The 17096-nt window shown below is 58.0% G+C and carries 14 protein-coding genes and 3 tRNA genes; 10 read left to right on the plus strand and 7 right to left on the minus strand.

Annotation, left to right across the window (positions count from 1 at the left end; all coding sequences use genetic code 11):
- Positions 1-3: 3 nt before the first annotated feature.
- From ABRP31_RS18930 to ABRP31_RS18965, 8 genes are all read left to right on the plus strand, one after another.
- Positions 4-1173, plus strand: coding sequence for an iron-containing alcohol dehydrogenase (locus ABRP31_RS18930; RefSeq protein ID WP_349972734.1), 1170 nt, complete (start codon positions 4-6; stop codon positions 1171-1173).
- Complete coding sequence (locus ABRP31_RS18935) at positions 1170-2432, plus strand: four-carbon acid sugar kinase family protein (RefSeq protein WP_349972703.1); 1263 nt, start codon at positions 1170-1172, stop codon at positions 2430-2432. Before ABRP31_RS18930 ends, ABRP31_RS18935 begins: the two co-directional genes overlap by 4 nt.
- Positions 2425-3447 (plus strand): 4-hydroxythreonine-4-phosphate dehydrogenase PdxA, encoded by a 1023-nt coding sequence (gene pdxA, locus ABRP31_RS18940; protein WP_349972702.1) that lies wholly within the window; start codon positions 2425-2427, stop codon positions 3445-3447. The genes ABRP31_RS18935 and pdxA overlap by 8 nt, the downstream gene beginning before the upstream one ends.
- A gap of 85 nt (positions 3448-3532) precedes the next feature.
- Positions 3533-4963 carry a sodium:solute symporter family protein gene (locus ABRP31_RS18945; RefSeq protein WP_349972701.1) on the plus strand — a complete coding sequence of 477 codons (1431 nt, stop codon included), beginning with the start codon at positions 3533-3535 and terminating at the stop codon, positions 4961-4963.
- A complete protein-coding gene (locus ABRP31_RS18950; protein WP_087265527.1) occupies positions 4950-6074 on the plus strand; it encodes an exo-alpha-sialidase in 1125 nt (374 codons plus the stop codon). The genes ABRP31_RS18945 and ABRP31_RS18950 overlap by 14 nt, the downstream gene beginning before the upstream one ends.
- A 175-nt stretch (positions 6075-6249) precedes the next feature.
- Complete coding sequence (locus tag ABRP31_RS18955) at positions 6250-6933, plus strand: SDR family oxidoreductase (protein ID WP_349972700.1); 684 nt, start codon at positions 6250-6252, stop codon at positions 6931-6933.
- A gap of 79 nt (positions 6934-7012) precedes the next feature.
- Positions 7013-7780, plus strand: a complete 768-nt coding sequence (locus ABRP31_RS18960; RefSeq protein WP_349972699.1) for a DeoR/GlpR family DNA-binding transcription regulator — start codon at positions 7013-7015, stop codon at positions 7778-7780.
- A gap of 436 nt (positions 7781-8216) precedes the next feature.
- Positions 8217-9839 (plus strand): methyl-accepting chemotaxis protein, encoded by a 1623-nt coding sequence (locus ABRP31_RS18965; protein ID WP_349972698.1) that lies wholly within the window; start codon positions 8217-8219, stop codon positions 9837-9839.
- A 108-nt stretch (positions 9840-9947) separates the two neighbouring features.
- On the opposite strand, the gene ABRP31_RS18970 is transcribed toward ABRP31_RS18965, so the two are convergent.
- Positions 9948-10850, minus strand: a complete 903-nt coding sequence (locus ABRP31_RS18970) for a LysR family transcriptional regulator (protein ID WP_349972697.1) — start codon at positions 10848-10850, stop codon at positions 9948-9950.
- Positions 10851-10954: 104 nt separating this feature from the next.
- On the opposite strand from ABRP31_RS18970, the gene ABRP31_RS18975 reads away from it, so the two are divergent.
- A complete protein-coding gene (locus tag ABRP31_RS18975) occupies positions 10955-11833 on the plus strand; it encodes an MBL fold metallo-hydrolase (protein WP_349972696.1) in 879 nt (292 codons plus the stop codon).
- Positions 11827-12483, plus strand: coding sequence for a DsbA family protein (locus tag ABRP31_RS18980; protein ID WP_349972695.1), 657 nt, complete (start codon positions 11827-11829; stop codon positions 12481-12483). The genes ABRP31_RS18975 and ABRP31_RS18980 overlap by 7 nt, the downstream gene beginning before the upstream one ends.
- Before the next feature lie 363 nt (positions 12484-12846).
- Here ABRP31_RS18980 and ABRP31_RS18985 read toward each other — a convergent pair.
- The 6 genes from ABRP31_RS18985 to purF form a co-directional block, all read right to left on the minus strand.
- A tRNA-Asp gene (locus ABRP31_RS18985) sits at positions 12847-12923 on the minus strand.
- A 128-nt stretch (positions 12924-13051) separates the two neighbouring features.
- A tRNA-Asp gene (locus ABRP31_RS18990) sits at positions 13052-13128 on the minus strand.
- Positions 13129-13184: 56 nt separating this feature from the next.
- A tRNA-Val gene (locus ABRP31_RS18995) sits at positions 13185-13260 on the minus strand.
- Positions 13261-13577: 317 nt separating this feature from the next.
- Positions 13578-14339, minus strand: coding sequence for an SDR family oxidoreductase (locus tag ABRP31_RS19000; protein WP_349972975.1), 762 nt, complete (start codon positions 14337-14339; stop codon positions 13578-13580).
- Between the two features lie 11 nt (positions 14340-14350).
- Positions 14351-15562 (minus strand): O-succinylhomoserine sulfhydrylase, encoded by a 1212-nt coding sequence (locus tag ABRP31_RS19005; RefSeq protein ID WP_087265519.1) that lies wholly within the window; start codon positions 15560-15562, stop codon positions 14351-14353.
- Positions 15563-15580: 18 nt separating this feature from the next.
- Entirely contained in the window at positions 15581-17089 is a 1509-nt protein-coding gene (purF, locus tag ABRP31_RS19010) for an amidophosphoribosyltransferase (RefSeq protein WP_087265518.1), read from the minus strand.
- Positions 17090-17096: the final 7 nt, after the last annotated feature.

Consider the following 17096-nt stretch of genomic DNA (forward strand, 5'->3'; position numbering starts at 1 on the left):
GCGCTGATGTCGACCTATCACTTCCAAACCGTCAAACACGTCATTCACGGCCCTGGCAGTCTTGAGCAACTGAGTGAAAAACTGCCGTTGCTCGATACACCACTGCGCAACGTGATGCTGGTCACGCAACACGCCATGCACAACCTGGGCGTGACCGAAAAGGTCAGCGCCCAACTGAAAGCTGCCGGTATCGCCGTGCACATGATCGACAATGTCGAAATCGAACCCACACTGGAAAACATCGAGCGGGTCTTTCGTGAAGACGTTGCACCTCACGCCCCCGACGCATTGATCGCCATTGGCGGCGGTAGCGTGCTGGATGCCGCCAAACTGTTTTCGGTGATGCTGATCAATGACACGCCGCTGCGCGATTTGCTCGGTGTCGATAAAGTCAGCCATCCCGGCAAACCCATGGTGCTGGTGCCGACCACTTCAGGCACGGGCTCGGAAGTGACGCCCAACGCCATCGTCACCCTGCCCGACGAGGAACTGAAAATCGGCGTGGTCAGCCGTCACTTGCTGCCCACCCTGGTGATTCTCGATCCCCTGCTGACGATCAGCCTGCCGCGCAGCATCACTGCTGCAACGGGTATGGACGCCTTCGTGCATTCGCTGGAGTCGTTCATCTCCACCAAGGCCAATCCAGTCAGCGATGCCTTCGCCCTTGAATCCATGCGGTTGATTGCAGGCAGCATCGTTGAGGCCTACCAACAACCGGATTCGGTCCGCGCACGGGGCGACATGTTGCTCGGTTCGATGTATGGCGGTCTGGCCCTGACGGCAGCGGGCACTGCGGCCGTGCATGCCATGGCCTATCCGCTGGGCGGCAAGTTTCATGTCACCCACGGCGTGGCCAACGCCATGTTGTTGCCACACGTGATGGCCTTCAATCTGGACAGTTGCGCAGATCGTTTGAAACGCGCGGCTTGCGTTTGCGGGGTTGCAGAAGCGCAGGACAGCGATGAAGTCGCCGCGCAAAAATTGATTCAGCAGATCCGTGAATGGACCGCCACCCTCAACATCCCTCAGGACCTGCGCGAGTTTGGCGTCGGCGAAGAGCACCTCGCTGACATGGCGGTAGCCGCCTCAAAAGTCACCCGATTGATGGCCAACAACCCCAAGGCCCTGAGCTTGACGGACATCGAAAGCCTTTATCGGTGCCTGCTGCCATGAGCGCCGCTAACCTGTCGGGCTTGTTGATCATTGCCGATGACTTGTCCGGCGCAGCTGATTGCGCAGCGGGTTTCGCCCGGCGACTGTCGACGGAAATCGTGTTCGACGCCCAAACCCTCCCATCCAACGCTGCGGTGGTTGCTGTGGACGCGGATTCGCGACGACTCGATCCGGGCGCAGCGGCGAAAGCCAATAGCGCGGTATTGCAACAGCGTCAGTACGCCAACAGAGCGCTGTACAAGAAAATCGACTCGACGTTGCGCGGTAATGTCGCCAGCGAAATCGCTGCGCTACAGGCACATCGGGGCCTGGCCATCGTCGCCCCGGCCTTCCCTGCCATGGGCCGCACTACGCAAGACTCGGTGCAGTTGGTCAACGGCATCTCGGTGGCCTTGAGCGATGTATGGCGCAATGAAAATCTGCTCGGCACCGGCAACCTGCTGGAAAGCCTCAGCGCCGAAGGCTTGCGTTGTGCGGCGATCAATCTCGCCACCCTGCGCGACGAAACGGCACTGAGCAACGCGCTGGATCAAGCATTGCACGGCAAGGTGCAGGCGCTGATTTGTGACGCCTTGACTGACGCGGACCTGCAACGCCTGGCCCGCGCAACCGCGCCGCTGTATCGCCAGTTGTTCTGGGTCGGCTCGGCAGGTCTGGCCCATCATCTGCCAGAGGCTTTGGGGTTACCGACGCCTGAGGACCTGAACGTACAAGGCCGCTCGCCCGTACTGACTGTAGTCGGCAGCATGTCTCAGCATTCACAGCAGCAGGCCAGAACCCTGGCCGAGCACAGTGACTGTTTCTGCCTGGAAATAGACGCCGCCACGCTGCTCGATCCGGCTCGCCATGAACAGCGTGAACAACTGATCACCCTGCTCTATCTGCGGCTGGCCAAGGGTGAAGACAGCCTGCTGACCGTGAGTCAGGAGGAGCGCGATCCATCAATCGCCGCGCAACTCAGCAGCGCCCTGGCCGAATGGGTGAAACCTGCCATCGCCGTAACGGGTTCGCTGATCGCCACCGGCGGCGAAACCGCCCGGGCCATTCTCACGGCTGCGGGCATCAATCGCCTTGCGGTTCAAGGCGAACTGGCCCCCGGCGTGGTGCTTTCTCGAACCGAAACCGGCTTGAACGTGGTCACCAAAGCCGGCGCCTTCGGCCAATCGGACACCCTGTCAATTGCCTGGCAACAGCTTCATGGCCGTGACACTTGCAGTACGGCCGCGCCCCACAACAAAAAGGAAATCCATCATGTCTGAACGTCCCGTGATCGGGATCACCATGGGCGATGCCGCCGGTGTGGGTCCGGAAATCATCATGAAAACCCTGGCTCATCAGTCGGTGTACGACAGCTGTCGGCCGCTGGTGATCGGGGATGCCAAACGCCTTGAAGACGCCAACCGGATTGTCGGTGGCAGCTTGCGCGTCAACAGTATCGCCTCCCCGGCCAACGCCCGCTTTGAGCTCGGCACTGTGGATTGCATCGATCTGGGCCTGATCCCGGTGGACATGCCTTACGGCAAGCTGTCGGCCGTGGCGGGCAACGCCGCGTTTCGCTTTATAGAGCGGACTGTGCAATTGACTGAAAGCGGCGAGCTGGATGCGATCTGCACCGCGCCGCTGAACAAGGAAGCGTTGCATGCAGGCGGGCATATTTTTCCCGGTCATACGGAAATGCTCGCGCACCTGCTGGGCATTGAAGAAGTCTCGATGATGCTGATGACGCCGACCCTGCGCGTCATTCACGTCACTACCCACATGGGCATCATCGACGCCATCGCCAAAATCGAGCCGGGGCTGGTCAAGCGCACCATCGAGCGCTGCCGGGAAACCCTGACCCGCGCCGGTATCGAAAATCCGCTGATCGCGATCTGCGGCATCAACCCGCACGCCGGTGAAAACGGCTTGTTCGGCTATGGCGAAGAAGAAACCAAAATCCAGCCGGCCATTGACGAATTGCGCGCCAGAGGCTGGCGTGTGGAAGGTCCGCTGCCTGCCGACACGCTGTTCTTCCGCGCCGGACGCGGCGACTTCGATGCAGTGGTTGCCATGTATCACGACCAGGGCCACGGCCCGGTGAAAGTCATGGGCCTGGAAGCGGGCGTCAACGTCACCGTTGGCCTGCCAGTGATCCGCACCTCGGTTGACCACGGCACGGCGTTTGACATCGCCGGTAAGGGCATCGCGGACGAACGCAGCCTGATCGAAGCTCTGCGTCAGGCCGTTGAACTGGCAACCCGCAAGCGGGAGACGCGTCAGTCGGTCGCTGTTTAAGCCGCCGAGAATCCATTCATATCAGTAGTAATCCCGGTAAAAACCCAGCAACAACGCGCCACAAAAACAACAATGGAGCGAAATGATGGAAACCTTCAACTCGCAGGACACCGCGATCATTATCGGTATGGTCGTCGTTTACATCGTCGTCACCACCTGGATGAGTCTGCGACTGCGCAGCAAAACCAGTGAGCAATACATGGTCGCCGCGCGAACCATGCCCGCCTTCGTCGTTGGCATTCTGATGATGTCGGAATTCATCGGTGCCAAATCCACCGTAGGTACGGCTCAGGCCGCATTCGAAAGTGGCTTCGCCGCCTCGTGGTCAGTGATCGCCGCTGCCATTGGCTTTCCGCTGTTCGGCCTGCTCATGGCCCGCAAGCTCTACAACTCGGGCGAGTTCACCATTTCCGGGTTCATTGCCAAGAAGTACGGCAATTCCACCAAGCTCGCTGTCTCGATCATCATGATCTACGCCCTATTGCTAGTGAATGTAGGTAACTACGTCAGTGGCGCAGCAGCGATTGCCACAGTAATGAAGATCAACCTGCCCACTGCCGCGTTTATCACGGCGGTCATCAGCACCCTGTATTACGTGTTCGGTGGCCTGAAAAGCGTCGCCTATATGAGCATCCTGCACACCGCCGTGAAATACGTCGGCGTGATGATCGTGCTGTATGTGGCCCTGAGTTTGACCGGTGGTTTCACCCCGGTGATCCAGAACATGCCCGAACACTATTTCACCTGGGACGGTGCTATCGGCGGTTCAAAAATCATGGCGTGGATCATTGGCACGGTCGGTGCGATCTTTTCGACCCAGTTCATCATTCAGGCGATTTCTTCGACGCCTGACTCCAAGGCCGCACAACGCTCGACCTTCTACGCGTCGCTGCTGTGCATTCCGATTGCGCTGGCTCTGGGCTTTATCGGTGTCGCCTCCAAGTACCTGCATCCGGACATGAGCAGCTTGTATGCCCTGCCGGTTTTCCTGCAGTCCATGAACCCGATTCTGGCGGGTGTAGTGACCATTTCTCTGGTCGCCTCGATCTTCGTCAGTGTCAGCACCGTCGCCTTGGCCATTGCTTCGCTGGTGGTGCGGGACTTCTACGTGCCGATGCGTAAGCCATCGGTGGATCGCGAACTCAAGGCCACGCGCTTTATCGCGCTGATCATCGGCTTCGTGCCGCTGTTCTTTGTGTTCTTCGTGCCTGAAATACTCAACCTGTCGTTCTTCACCCGTGCGCTGCGCCTGTCCATCGCCGTCGTGGCCATGATCGCCATCTATCTGCCGTTCTTCGGCTCGGGTCGTGGCGCAACACTGGGCCTGATCGCGTCATCCATCACTACCAGCGTCTGGTACCTGCTGGATAACCCGTACGGCATCGATAACATGTACATCGCCCTGGTCACCCCGGCCATCGTGATTGCCCTGGAGCGTCTGTTTCCAAAGGCGGTCAGCCGCAATCAAGGCAAATCCGGCAACGACAAACAAGAGGTCTCCCATGCCAATCAGTGAACAACGTCAGGATGCCTTCCTGCCAACGCCTTATGCGCAGAACCATGCCGCAAACCTGCATGAGCTGGCCGACGGCACGGTACTGTGCACCTGGTTCGCCGGGACACAGGAAGGCATGGCCGACATTTTCGTGCTGCTTTCGCGCCGCGATCCGCAGACTGGCGTCTGGAGCGAACCGGAGAAACTGTCTCAGGATGACACTCGCTCCGAGCAGAATCCGATCCTGTTCCAGGCTCCGCAAGGCCCTTTGTGGCTGATCTGGACTGCGCAGATTTCCGGCAATCAGGAGACGGCGATCATTCGCCGTCGTCTATCGCAGGATCAGGGCAAGACCTGGGGCCCGGTGCAAACCCTGTTCGATGAGCCAGGCACCTTTGTGCGTCAGCCCCCGGTGGTACTGGATAATGGCGACTGGCTGTTACCGGTCTGGTATTGCATCACCCTGCCCGGCGAAAAATGGATCGGCAATCACGACGTCAGCGCGGTAATGATTTCCAGCGATCAAGGGCTAAGCTGGTCGCGCCATGACGTCCCGAACAGCACTGGCGCTGTGCACATGAATGTTCATCAGTTGGCCGACGGCAGCTTGCTCGGCCTGTTTCGTAGCCGCTGGGCCGACTCGATCTACAGCAGCCGCTCGACTGATCACGGCCGAAGCTGGAGCGCGCCGGTCGCCACCGAGCTGCCCAACAACAATTCCTCAATTCAGTTTGTGCGGCTCAACACTGGCGAACTGGCGCTGGTCTACAACCCGGTGAGCGCTGAGGGCCATAGCCAGCGCCGCGCGTCGCTGTACGACGAAATCGAAGATGAAGGCGACGACCGCGTTACGCCGGGTCAAAGCGCGGATGGCAAGAGCGCCGTGTGGGGCATCCCCCGCGCGCCCATGAGCCTGGCGCTGTCCCATGATGACGGACAAAGCTGGCCGGTACGCCTGGACCTGGAATTGGGGGATGGTTTCTGCCTGACCAACAACTCTCAGGAAAAGCTCAATCGCGAGTTCTCCTACCCAAGCATTATCCAGGCGCGGGACGGCAGCCTGCATGTGGCGTTCACGTACTTCCGGCAGAAGATCAAACATGTGCATTTGCCGCTGGCGGCAGTGCGTTGAATGGTGTTAATCGCCGACAAAACAAAGCCAACATTCTGATTTTAAATGCATTTCCTGTAGGAGTGAGCTTGCTCGCGATAGCGTCAGATCAGGCGATAATTTATCGATAGAAAAATCGAATCGCGAGCAAGCTCACTCCTACAGGACCCGCGTGTATGACGGAGCGGCACCTTTTATGACCCCGACAAAAACCGCCGTACTCACCGGCGTCAGTTCCGGTATCGGCATGGCCATCGCTCAGCGATTGCTGGCCGAAGGCTGGCGCGTGCATGGCCTGAGTCGCCGTCCTGCGGATATCGATCACCCGCTCTTTCACTGGACTGAATGCGACCTGAGCGATTTGCACGCACTTGAACAGGCCTTGCAACCCATCGACACACTGGACGCCATTGTTCACGCGGCAGGCTTCATGCGTACCGCGCCGTTGGGCCAGTTGGATCCGGACGACGGACAGGCGATGTGGCAGGTTCACGTCGCGGCGGCCAGCCATCTGGTCAACACCTTGCATGGCAGGCTGCGTTCCGGCGCGAGAATCGTGATGATTGGCAGCCGCACCATGCAAGGCGCTCAAGGACGCAGTCAATACGCGGCAACCAAAGCGGCCTTGCAAGGCATGGTTCGTTCCTGGGCCATGGAGCTGGCGCCCAACAGCATCACCGCCAACCTGATCGCCCCCGGCGCGACTGAAACCCCTATGTTGCTGGACCCTGCCCGCAGCGGCACTCCGCCCAACAAACCGCCCATTGGCCGCTTTGTACAGCCGTCTGAGGTGGCAGGCATGGCGGCGTTCTTGCTCGGGCCGGACGCAGGTGCAATAACCGGGCAGAGTCTGGTGATCTGCGGTGGAGCCTCGCTGTAGACTCGCCGGTTCTGCGGTTGCATTGCACCGCTGTTTAATGTGATAACCCCTTTCTTCTCGTTCATTACCAAGGCAGTTCATGAAAGTCGCAAATCGCCGTCAATCGATACTGGAACTGGTCCTTTCAGGAAAGTCGAACGTCGATGAACTGTGCGCCCAACTGGGCGTATCGGAAGCCACAGTACGCAGGGATCTCACCGCACTGGCCGAAGAAGGTCTGGTGATTCGCACCTACGGCGGTGCGGCTCATGTAGGCATGCGCGAACCGGAAACCTCGGTGGAAGAACGCAGCCAGCAACACAGCCAGGAAAAGATCGTCATCGCCCGCGCAGCACTGGCGCATATTCAGGATCACGACACGCTGTTCCTTGAAGGCGGCACCACCACCAGCGCGCTGGCTCAGCTACTCAAGCAGCGACGAGGCCTGCATGTCATCACCAACAACCTCATGGCCCTGGCTGACCTGGCGCTGATCCCTGAAGGACGCATCACAGTGCTCGGCGGAGATTTGCGCAGCGCGAGCATGTCGACCTATGGCGTGACTGCGCAGGCTGCCCTTGAGCACCTGAGCGCCGACAAAGTATTCCTGAGTGCCGATGGCGTGGTTGCAGAGCTGGGCTTGTGCGAAGCCAGCGCCGAGCAGGCATACCTCAAGGAAACCATGATCGCCCGCGCCGCCCACATCTACGTACTGGCCGACGCCACCAAACTCGGACGCGCACGCCAGCAGCACTGGACGCCGCTGCGCGGGCCCTGGACGCTGATCACTCATGAACTGGATGATTCATCGCTGCTGACGCCATTCCAGTCGCGGCGGTCAGTCACGGTAGAGCTTGCAAGGCTTTGATCATGAAATACGGAGCGTACATGTCGGGTAACGCTTACCTGACTTGAAGTGCGCGTGTATCTTCCATCAATACCGCAATAAGCAAGTACTCAGCTACAACGCGCTATAAAAAGCCTCCCTCTCTAACTGTCAGACTCAGCATATTCACTGTTCTCAATAGCAGTTCTATTTCGCATAAATTCCCTCATAGATAATTCAATTTACATGGCGCGAAACAGTCGGTTTCTCGACGCCATTTTTTTGCTCATTTGATCCAAAAGGCCCGCGCTTGAGCGGCCGACGAACGGCGAATAATTATCTTCAAGTTGATTAAAGAGAAGACGAATAAATAGATATCGATATGCCATCACTCATCCCATTGCGCAATCACGATGAGCATTTGATCCCAGCCATAAACGTCTCAAGGCCACGGAGCGGCCCTATTAAGGATGCCAGCATGCTCGACAAACTCAGTATTTCGCAAAAGCTCTACTTCAGCTTCTTGGTCATTGTGGTACTGATTGCCGTGCTGGTAGCAAGTGCCTATCGAGGATTTGAAGAGGTTGAGGACGCCACCAACAGTAACGTTCACACTTACCAGGTGCTGAGCGAGGCGCAACTCGCCCTTGAACAACTGATCAATATCGAAACCGGTATGCGCGGGTTCGTTATCGCGTCCAAAGATGCCTTTCTCGAGCCGTTGCTGGCGGGCGAAAAGAAATTCACCGAACAGCTTGAATCACTTAAACGACTGACCGCAGATAATCCTGAACAACAACGGCGCTTGACCTCTCTGGGGGATATCCAGAAGCGCTGGGTCGAAGAAGACATCAAGCCGATCGTTGCGTTGCGCCGTGATCTGACAGCCCGCAATCAGCCCGATGATGAACTCGACAAGCGTATCACCGCCGGTGGTGACAAAGCCAAGATGGACAGCATGCGCGCTACGCTGGCTGAAATCAGCGCCGCAGAAAACAAACTGCTGGTGATAAGAAGCCAGAATATGGTTGATGCCAAACACTTCGCGCTCATGATTCTGATTTACGGTGGCATCGGTACGGCAGTGCTTGCCTTGATTTTGGCGTCCGTACTGGGGCGCAGCACGACTAAACGCCTGCAACTGGCCATTGATGCAGCTACAGCCATTGCTAACGGCAAACTGGATACCGTGATCGATACCAGCAGCCACGATGAACTGCCGAAAGCCTTTGACCGCATGCAAAACCGCCTGCGCGAAATGATTCAGCAGATCAGCCAGGCGGCGAACCAACTGGTCGTCGCAGTCCAACAGATCTCCGGTGCATCCGAACAGTTGTCCGGCGCGATCCAGGAACAATCCACGTCTGCCTCGATGATGGCCGCCACTATCGAAGAGCTGACGGTGAGCATTCATCACGTTTCCGAAAACGCCGACGAAGCTCACCAGATTGCCAGCCGCTCGGGCCAGCAATCCAAAGACGGTGCTCAGGTTATCGAGAACACCCTTTCGAGCATGAACGGTATCGCCAGGACCGTGCAGCACTCATCGGCACAAGTGGCCGATCTGGGTCAGCACTCGGAACATATTTCATCGATCATCAGCGTCATTCAAGGTATCGCCGACCAGACCAACCTGCTGGCACTTAACGCAGCCATTGAAGCCGCGCGCGCAGGCGAACAAGGTCGCGGGTTCGCCGTGGTAGCGGATGAGGTTCGCCTGCTGGCCCAGAACACCGGCAAGTCGACCAAGGAAATCGCAGGCATGATCGAGAAGATCCAGGCGGGTGTGCGCGAAACGGTCGAAAGCATGCGCGGCGGCGTACAGGAGGTTAACGACGGCGTGGAAATGGCCGGCACTGCCGGACAGGCGATTGTCGAGATCCGCGACAGCTCGACCAAAGTGTTGCACGTAGTCGACCAGATTTCCTTTGCCTTGCGCGAGCAAACCGCCGCAAGCCAGGATGTGGCACGCAATGTCGAGCGTTCGGCGCAAATGGCCGAGCAGAACAATATGTCTGTTCAGGAATTGCTCAAGACCAGCGGCGGCTTGCAGACTCTCGCCAGCAGCCTGCAACGTGAAGTTGGTAAATTTCAGTTGTAAGCCGCCCACAGACAAACGAATCATTTGATTCACGAGATGTATCCGCGGGAGTAACACCCGATTGTGCACTGCTCCCGCGGCCCGTCGAAAACAGCATTCCCTTCTCCACTAGACACGATCCCAGACAGGCTCAGGCCCGAAGCGTTGCGCGAGAAAATCGAGCATGGCGCGCAACGCCGACGACATGTGCTTGCGTGAGGCATACACCGCAAAGATGCCCAACTCCATGGGCTGGTAAGGCGTCAGCAGTGCGACCAGTTGACCTTGTTGAATCAGCGGCGCCGCCAGGTAAGTCGGCAATAACGCCACTCCGGCACCACACAACGCTGCCTGCATTGTGGTGATCGAATCATTGCTGGTGAGATTGCCCTTCACTGCAACGCTTTTCGGCAGATCTTTATGGGTGAAGTGCCAGAGGCTGCTGCTGTGATAGGTATGCGTCAGGCAGTTGTGCAGTGTCAGGTCTTCGACAACTCTGGGCGCTGAATGCCTTTTCAGATAATCCGGTGAAGCGCACACCACTGAACGGCAGGTGGTGAGGCGTCGTGCGATCAGATTGGGGTCCAGTTCATTGGTGATGCGAATCGCCAGATCCATGCGCTCATCCACCAGATTGACGGTGCGGTCGAGCAGCACCATGTCCACGCTGACTTGCGAGTAACGCCCTACAAACTCAGTCACCGCAAGCATCAGTTGCGCCTGACCGAACGAGGTACTGGCCGTCACGCGCAGCAGCCCTTTGGGTTCATCCTCCGGCGCTGCAACCACGGCACGCATGTCTTCGGCCAGATCGAGCATTCGCCGACACAAAGGCAAGACTTCAGCTCCAGCAGCAGTAACGTTCAAACGTCGAGTGGTCCGGTGCATCAACCGCGCCCCCGTCCAGTCCTCCAGCTCGGCAAGCAATCTGGAGATCACAGGCCTTGATAGCCCGAGTTTGTCCGCCGCAGCGGTCTGGCTTCCGCCATCCACGACGGTGACAAAGGCCTGCATTGCCGCCAACTTATCCATGATTCGCTCGATTTCAGAAACAAACTTGCGTCCAATCTAGCGTTTTTCGGTCGATAAATCTCAACTAACCTGCCCGCTCTTATCACTGCACGATGGAGCTCGACATGATTTCGCTGTCCGCACGACGCTTATTAGCTGCTTTCGCCCTGCTCGGTTTTGCAGGTGCCAGCCAGGCTGCGCAGCCACTAAAGCTGGACGTCTTTAACCCAGGCGAGGAAGCCATCTTCCCGGTCTCGTCGGTTTTGGTGACCGGCGAGAAAGACGCGGTTCTGGTTGATGCGCAGTTTTCCAACACGCAGGCCGAACAAATCGTCGAGAAGATCCGCAAGAGCGGGAAAAACCTGACCACGATTTACATCAGCCACGGCGACCCGGACTACTACTTCGGCCTGCAAACAATCACCACCGCCTACCCAAAAGCCAAGGTTGTGGCCAGCGCCCAGACCGTTGCACATATCAACGAAACCAAGGATGCCAAGCTGGCTTATTGGGGACCCAAGCTGGGCGCGGCCGCACCAGGCAAGGTGGTCGTGCCTGAGGTACTGCAAGGCAATGAACTGAAGCTGGAAGATCAGAAACTGCAGGTCATTGGCCTGGACGGCCCGCAACCCGATCGCAGTTTCGTCTGGATTCCGTCGATCAAAGCCGTAATCGGTGGCGTGGTGCTTTCCAGCAACATTCACGTATGGATGGCGGATACCCAGAGCGCCAAATCCCATCAGGATTGGCTGGCAACACTGGCGACCATCGAAAAACTCAAGCCAGTGACCATTGTTCCGGGCCACTTTCTGCCGGGCGAGCTGACCGCTCTGCAATCACCGAGCTTCACATCGGACTACATCAAGACTTTTGATGCCGAAACGGCCAAGGCCAAAGACTCTGCGGCGCTGATTGCCGCGATGAAAGCGCATTACCCGAAACTGGCAGATGACTCGTCACTGGTGCTGAGCGCAAAAGTGGCCAAAGGTGAAATGAAATGGTGAGTGCGCCAATCAGTATCACCTACCTATTCGATCCACTGTGTGGCTGGTGCTACGGCGCTTCATCGGTGCTAAAGCGCCTTGATGCTTTGGACGAGTTCAGCGTCACGCTTCTCCCTACCGGCTTGTTCGCGGATAACAACTCTCGCCCGATGGACGCCGGTTTTGCTGATTTTGCCTGGTCCAATGACCTGCGAATCGGCACGTTGACCGGCCAGCCATTCAGCGAGCAATACCGGCGTCAGGTGCTCGAGGATCACACCCGCCGCTTCGACTCAGGGCCTGCAACCAGGGCGCTCAGCGCGGTTGTGATGACTGAGCCGTCTCGGGAACTGGCGGCGTTGGCAGCCATACAACGCGGCCGTTATGTTGAAGGGCTGGACATCACCGACCTTGAGGTTCTTGCCCGAATTCTCACAGGTATAGGGCTGAATGAGGCCGCGAGGCTTTTGCTTGCGCAGGATGATGGGTTACTGAGTCACTCTCGTGAGCGGGTCAACTTTGCTCAGGCGATCATGACCCAAGTCGGAACAGGTGGTGTTCCTGCGCTTGTGCTCGGGGCTGGCAAGGCGAGACGCCTGATCAGCTCGAATGCGCTGTTTGGCAATTGGGAGGGGTTGATTGAGGATTTGCGTGCCAACAATAGGCCGTAGGAGCGGCACTGTCTCGCAGTAAACAAAGACCTATCAAACACAATGCATTCTGCAGGTTGAACCCATTCCTGTAGGAGCTCACCGAGGTTACGAGGCCAGCGATGGCGGAGTGTCAGACAAACCGCTATCGCTGGCCTCGTAACCTCGGTGAGCTCCTACACGTCCGATGCGGCCAAAGATCGTGATGCCATGGATACCCCAACCGCCCACATGAAATGCATTTCAATTCAACGGACCGCATTCCCCGCAGACTTTAACCGCGAGGGCGCCACACCTGAACATAAAAAATCAGGCAAAAAAAAAGCGACCGGTTAAGGTCGCTTTTTTTCGCTTCAAGGAGTTCAAGGGCCTCGAAGCTATGTATGGCGCAGCGGACGGGACTCGAACCCGCGACCCCCGGCGTGACAGGCCGGTATTCTAACCGACTGAACTACCGCTGCGTATCGCTCGGACTTGCGTCCGTTTGAATCGTTGAAGCAAGCTTTCGAGAACCTGCTTCGTTGTAACCCTGACCGAGAAGCCTTGAGGCTTTTCAATCGCAGACCAGACTAATCTGATCCGTCAAATATGGCGCAGCGGACGGGACTCGAACCCGCGACCCCCGGCGTGACAGGCCGGTATTCTAACCGACTGAACTACCGCTGCTTGTCGGTGGACTTACGTCCGGTATCGCTATGTTTGCAACTTTGAAACTCACGAAGTGGTGGGTGATGACGGGATCGAACCGCCGACCCGCTGCTTGTAAGGCAGCTGCTCTCCCAGCTGAGCTAATCACCCTTTGCTTCGTTGAGGCCGCGAAATTTACGCACCTAACGAACCTAAGTCAATACCCTGCTTGAAGTTTTTTTAAAATAAGCTGAAAAACAGATTCAAGCGGCAGGCATCGAGTGGAACGCCAAAAACAGAAAAGGCGCAAAAAGCTGCGCCTTCCTGAATTCACATCAACATTGACTTTGTTGGAGCGCACGAGCACAGCGAGGCTGCGATCGCGGTGTATCAGACAGAACGCCATCGCGGCCTCGCGGTGCTCGTGCGCTCCTACAGATCTGCCGTTTTAAGCAACACAGCACGGTGCCATAGACACCGGGCAGCTCCTACAGATAAATCATCTTCTTGCTCATGCCACCGTCAACCACGAACTCCTGCCCCGTGACGAAACCGGCATTGCGCGACAGCAGCCATGCGACCATCGCCGCGACATCATCCACCGTCCCTACCCTGCCCGCCGGATGTTGCGCATGATCGGCCTCTGAAAGCGGCTCAGCGCGGCGTAGAGAAGGATCCCGTGCGTCGATCCAGCCAGGGCTGACCGCATTGACACGAATCTCAGGCCCAAGACTGATGGCCAACGAGTGGGTCAGCGCCAACAGGCCCCCTTTACTCGCTGCATAAGCTTCGGTATCGGGTTCTGACTGACGAGCGCGGGTTGAGGTCAGGTTGATGATGCTGCCCGCGTGGGCGCGCAAGTAGGGAGCGCAGTGCTTGGCCAATAGCATCGGCCCACTGAGGTTGATCCCCAGCACCCGATTCCAGTGCGCCAGGCTCAGGCTTTCAAGCGTAGTGTTATGCGGATCGGCAATCGCGGCGTTGCACACCAGCGCGTCGAGACGACCAAACTGGCCGATGACCTCAGCGACGCCAGCCGCAACCTGCTCTTCGCTGGAGACGTCCATGGCGATGAAGATTGCGTTATCACCCAGCGCCTGAGCAACCAGAGCGCCTCGCGTGTGATCCACATCAACCAGCACCACCTGCCAGCCCTCGGTGATCAGCCAGGCAGCAATGCCCAGACCGATCCCTCGTGCCGCGCCCGTTACCAAGGCCACCCGCCCATTACTGGCGCTGGCGGCCTCCATTACCCAATCACTCACAATGCCGCCAGGCCACGCGCCAGGTCCGCTTTCAGGTCAGCGACGTCTTCCAGGCCTACAGCAACCCGGATCAGGCTATCGCGGATACCCGCAGCTTCACGCTCCTGGGGCGCCAGACGACCATGGGACGTAGTGCTCGGGTGCGTGATGGTGGTTTTGCTGTCACCCAGGTTAGCGGTGATCGAAATCAAGCGTGTCGCATCGATGAAACGCCAGGCGCCATCTTTGCCACCCTTGACCTCGAAGCTGACAACCGCACCGAAGGCCTTCTGCTGACGCTGCGCCAACGCGTGTTGCGGATGACTCTTGAGACCGGCGTAGTGCACTTTCTCGATGCCGTCCTGCTGCTCCAGCCATTCGGCCAGCTCAAGAGCACTGGCACAGTGAGCGCGCATACGCAGGTTCAGGGTTTCGAGGCCCTTGAGGAAGATCCACGCATTAAAAGGGCTCAGGGTCGGCCCGGCAGTACGCAGGAAGCCAACGACTTCTTTCATCTGCTCACTGCGACCGGCAACCACACCGCCCATGGAACGGCCTTGGCCGTCAATGAACTTGGTGGCGGAATGCACCACCATGTCAGCACCCAGCGCCAGCGGCTGCTGAAGTGCTGGTGTGCAGAAGCAGTTATCGACTACCAGCAGAGTGCCTTTGGCGTGAGCGATTTCTGCCAGAGCGGCGATATCGACCAGTTCCGCCAGCGGATTGGACGGCGATTCAACAAACAGCATTTTAGTGTTGGGTTTGATCGCGGCATCCCAGCCCGCCAGTTCGGCCAGCGGCACGTAATCCACTTCAACGCCAAAACGCTTGAAGTACTTCTCGAACAGACTGATGGTCGAGCCGAATACGCTCCGGGAAACCAGCACGTGATCGCCAGCGCTGCAAAAGCTCATGACCACCGCCATGATCGCGGCCATGCCACTTGACGCGGCAACGGCCTGCTCGGCGCCTTCCAGCGCTGCGATACGTTCTTCAAAAGAGCGCACCGTCGGATTGGTGTAGCGCGAGTAAACGTTGCCCGGCACTTCGCCTGCGAAACGCGCAGCCGCATCGGCGGCTGAACGGAACACATAACTTGAGGTGAAAAACAGCGGATCGCTATGCTCGCCTTCCGGCGTGCGGTGCTGACCTGCACGCACCGCAAGTGTGTCAAAACCTACGCCTTCAAGATCGCTGTCCAGCCGACCGGCATCCCATTCCTGAGTCATGCGCCCTCTCCCTGATAGTTAGTTGTTGTACAGATCGATGATCGCGCTCACCGCCTGAGTCTTGACCTTGGAGGCGTCGTTGCGCGCCTGCTCGATCTTGTTCAGGTAATGCTCGTCGATATCACCGGTCACGTACTTGCCGTCAAAGACAGAGCAGTCGAAGTTATCGATTTTGATCTTCTTGCTGCCGCTGACCGCTTCGATCAGGTCATTCAGGTCCTGATAGATCAACCAATCGGCACCGATCAGATCGGCAACATCCTGAGTGCTACGGTTATGAGCGATCAGCTCATGAGCACTTGGCATGTCGATGCCGTAAACGTTCGGGTAACGCACGGCAGGAGCAGCGGAGCAGAAATAAACGTTCTTGGCACCGGCTTCACGGGCCATCTGAATGATCTGCTTGCAAGTGGTGCCACGCACGATGGAATCATCCACCAGCATGACGTTCTTGCCGCGGAATTCCAGTTCGATAGCGTTGAGCTTCTGACGTACGGATTTCTTGCGCGCCGCCTGGCCGGGCATGATGAACGTACGGCCGATGTAGCGGTTCTTGACAAAACCTTCGCGGAACTTGACGCCCAGGTGGTTAGCCAGTTCCAGTGCCGCCGTACGGCTGGTATCCGGAATCGGAATAACCACATCGATGTCGTGATCCGGACGCTCGCGCATGATCTTGTCGGCCAGCTTCTCGCCCATGCGCAGACGCGCCTTGTAGACCGAGATGCCGTCAATGATCGAATCCGGACGCGCCAGGTAGACGTGTTCGAAAATGCACGGGGCGTACTTGGGATTGGTTGCGCACTGACGAGTGTGCAGCTTGCCATCTTCAGTGATGTAAACCGCTTCGCCCGGCGCCAGGTCGCGAATCAGGGTGAAGCCGAGCACATCCAGCGAGACGCTTTCGGAGGCGATCATATACTCGACGCCTTCGTCGGTATGACGCTGACCGAAGACGATCGGGCGGATGGCGTCCGGATCGCGGAAACCGACGATACCGTAACCGGTGATCATGGCGACCACGGCGTAACCGCCACGGCAGCGCTTATGCACGTCGGTCACAGCGGCGAAGATATCTTCTTCGGTCGGCTGCAACTTGCCGCGCACGGCCAGTTCATGGGCGAAAACGTTGAGCAGCACTTCCGAGTCGGAATTGGTGTTGACGTGGCGCAGGTCAGATTCGTAAATCTCCTTGGCCAGTTGCTCGACGTTGGTCAGGTTGCCGTTGTGGGCCAACGTGATGCCATACGGCGAGTTGACATAAAACGGCTGAGCCTCGGCCGAAGTCGAGCTGCCTGCCGTTGGATAGCGCACATGGCCAATACCCATGTGCCCGACCAGACGCTGCATATGGCGCTGATGGAACACATCACGTACTAACCCATTGTCCTTGCGCAGGAATAACCGGCCGTCGTGGCTGGTTACGATACCGGCAGCGTCCTGGCCGCGGTGCTGGAGGACGGTGAGCGCGTCATACAGCGCCTGATTGACGTTCGACTTACCGACGATACCGACGATGCCACACATGCGACAC

The sequence above is a fragment of the Pseudomonas caspiana genome, from assembly GCF_040224095.2.
GTDB classification, from domain to species: domain Bacteria; phylum Pseudomonadota; class Gammaproteobacteria; order Pseudomonadales; family Pseudomonadaceae; genus Aquipseudomonas; species Aquipseudomonas caspiana.

Bases quoted from the DNA above. Each gene is read 5' to 3' on its own strand.
- ABRP31_RS18955 (WP_349972700.1), top strand. From the start codon at position 6,250: ATGACCCCGACAAAAACCGCCGTACTCACCGGCGTCAGTTCCGGTATC.
- purF (WP_087265518.1), bottom strand. From the start codon at position 17,089: ATGTGTGGCATCGTCGGTATCGTCGGTAAGTCGAACGTCAATCAGGCG.
- ABRP31_RS18935 (WP_349972703.1), top strand. From the start codon at position 1,170: ATGAGCGCCGCTAACCTGTCGGGCTTGTTGATCATTGCCGATGACTTG.
- ABRP31_RS19000 (WP_349972975.1), bottom strand. From the start codon at position 14,339: ATGGAGGCCGCCAGCGCCAGTAATGGGCGGGTGGCCTTGGTAACGGGC.
- ABRP31_RS18965 (WP_349972698.1), top strand. From the start codon at position 8,217: ATGCTCGACAAACTCAGTATTTCGCAAAAGCTCTACTTCAGCTTCTTG.
- ABRP31_RS18950 (WP_087265527.1), top strand. From the start codon at position 4,950: ATGCCAATCAGTGAACAACGTCAGGATGCCTTCCTGCCAACGCCTTAT.
- ABRP31_RS18945 (WP_349972701.1), top strand. From the start codon at position 3,533: ATGGAAACCTTCAACTCGCAGGACACCGCGATCATTATCGGTATGGTC.
- ABRP31_RS19005 (WP_087265519.1), bottom strand. From the start codon at position 15,562: ATGACTCAGGAATGGGATGCCGGTCGGCTGGACAGCGATCTTGAAGGC.
- pdxA (WP_349972702.1), top strand. From the start codon at position 2,425: ATGTCTGAACGTCCCGTGATCGGGATCACCATGGGCGATGCCGCCGGT.
- ABRP31_RS18970 (WP_349972697.1), bottom strand. From the start codon at position 10,850: ATGGATAAGTTGGCGGCAATGCAGGCCTTTGTCACCGTCGTGGATGGC.
- ABRP31_RS18980 (WP_349972695.1), top strand. From the start codon at position 11,827: ATGGTGAGTGCGCCAATCAGTATCACCTACCTATTCGATCCACTGTGT.
- ABRP31_RS18975 (WP_349972696.1), top strand. From the start codon at position 10,955: ATGATTTCGCTGTCCGCACGACGCTTATTAGCTGCTTTCGCCCTGCTC.
- ABRP31_RS18960 (WP_349972699.1), top strand. From the start codon at position 7,013: ATGAAAGTCGCAAATCGCCGTCAATCGATACTGGAACTGGTCCTTTCA.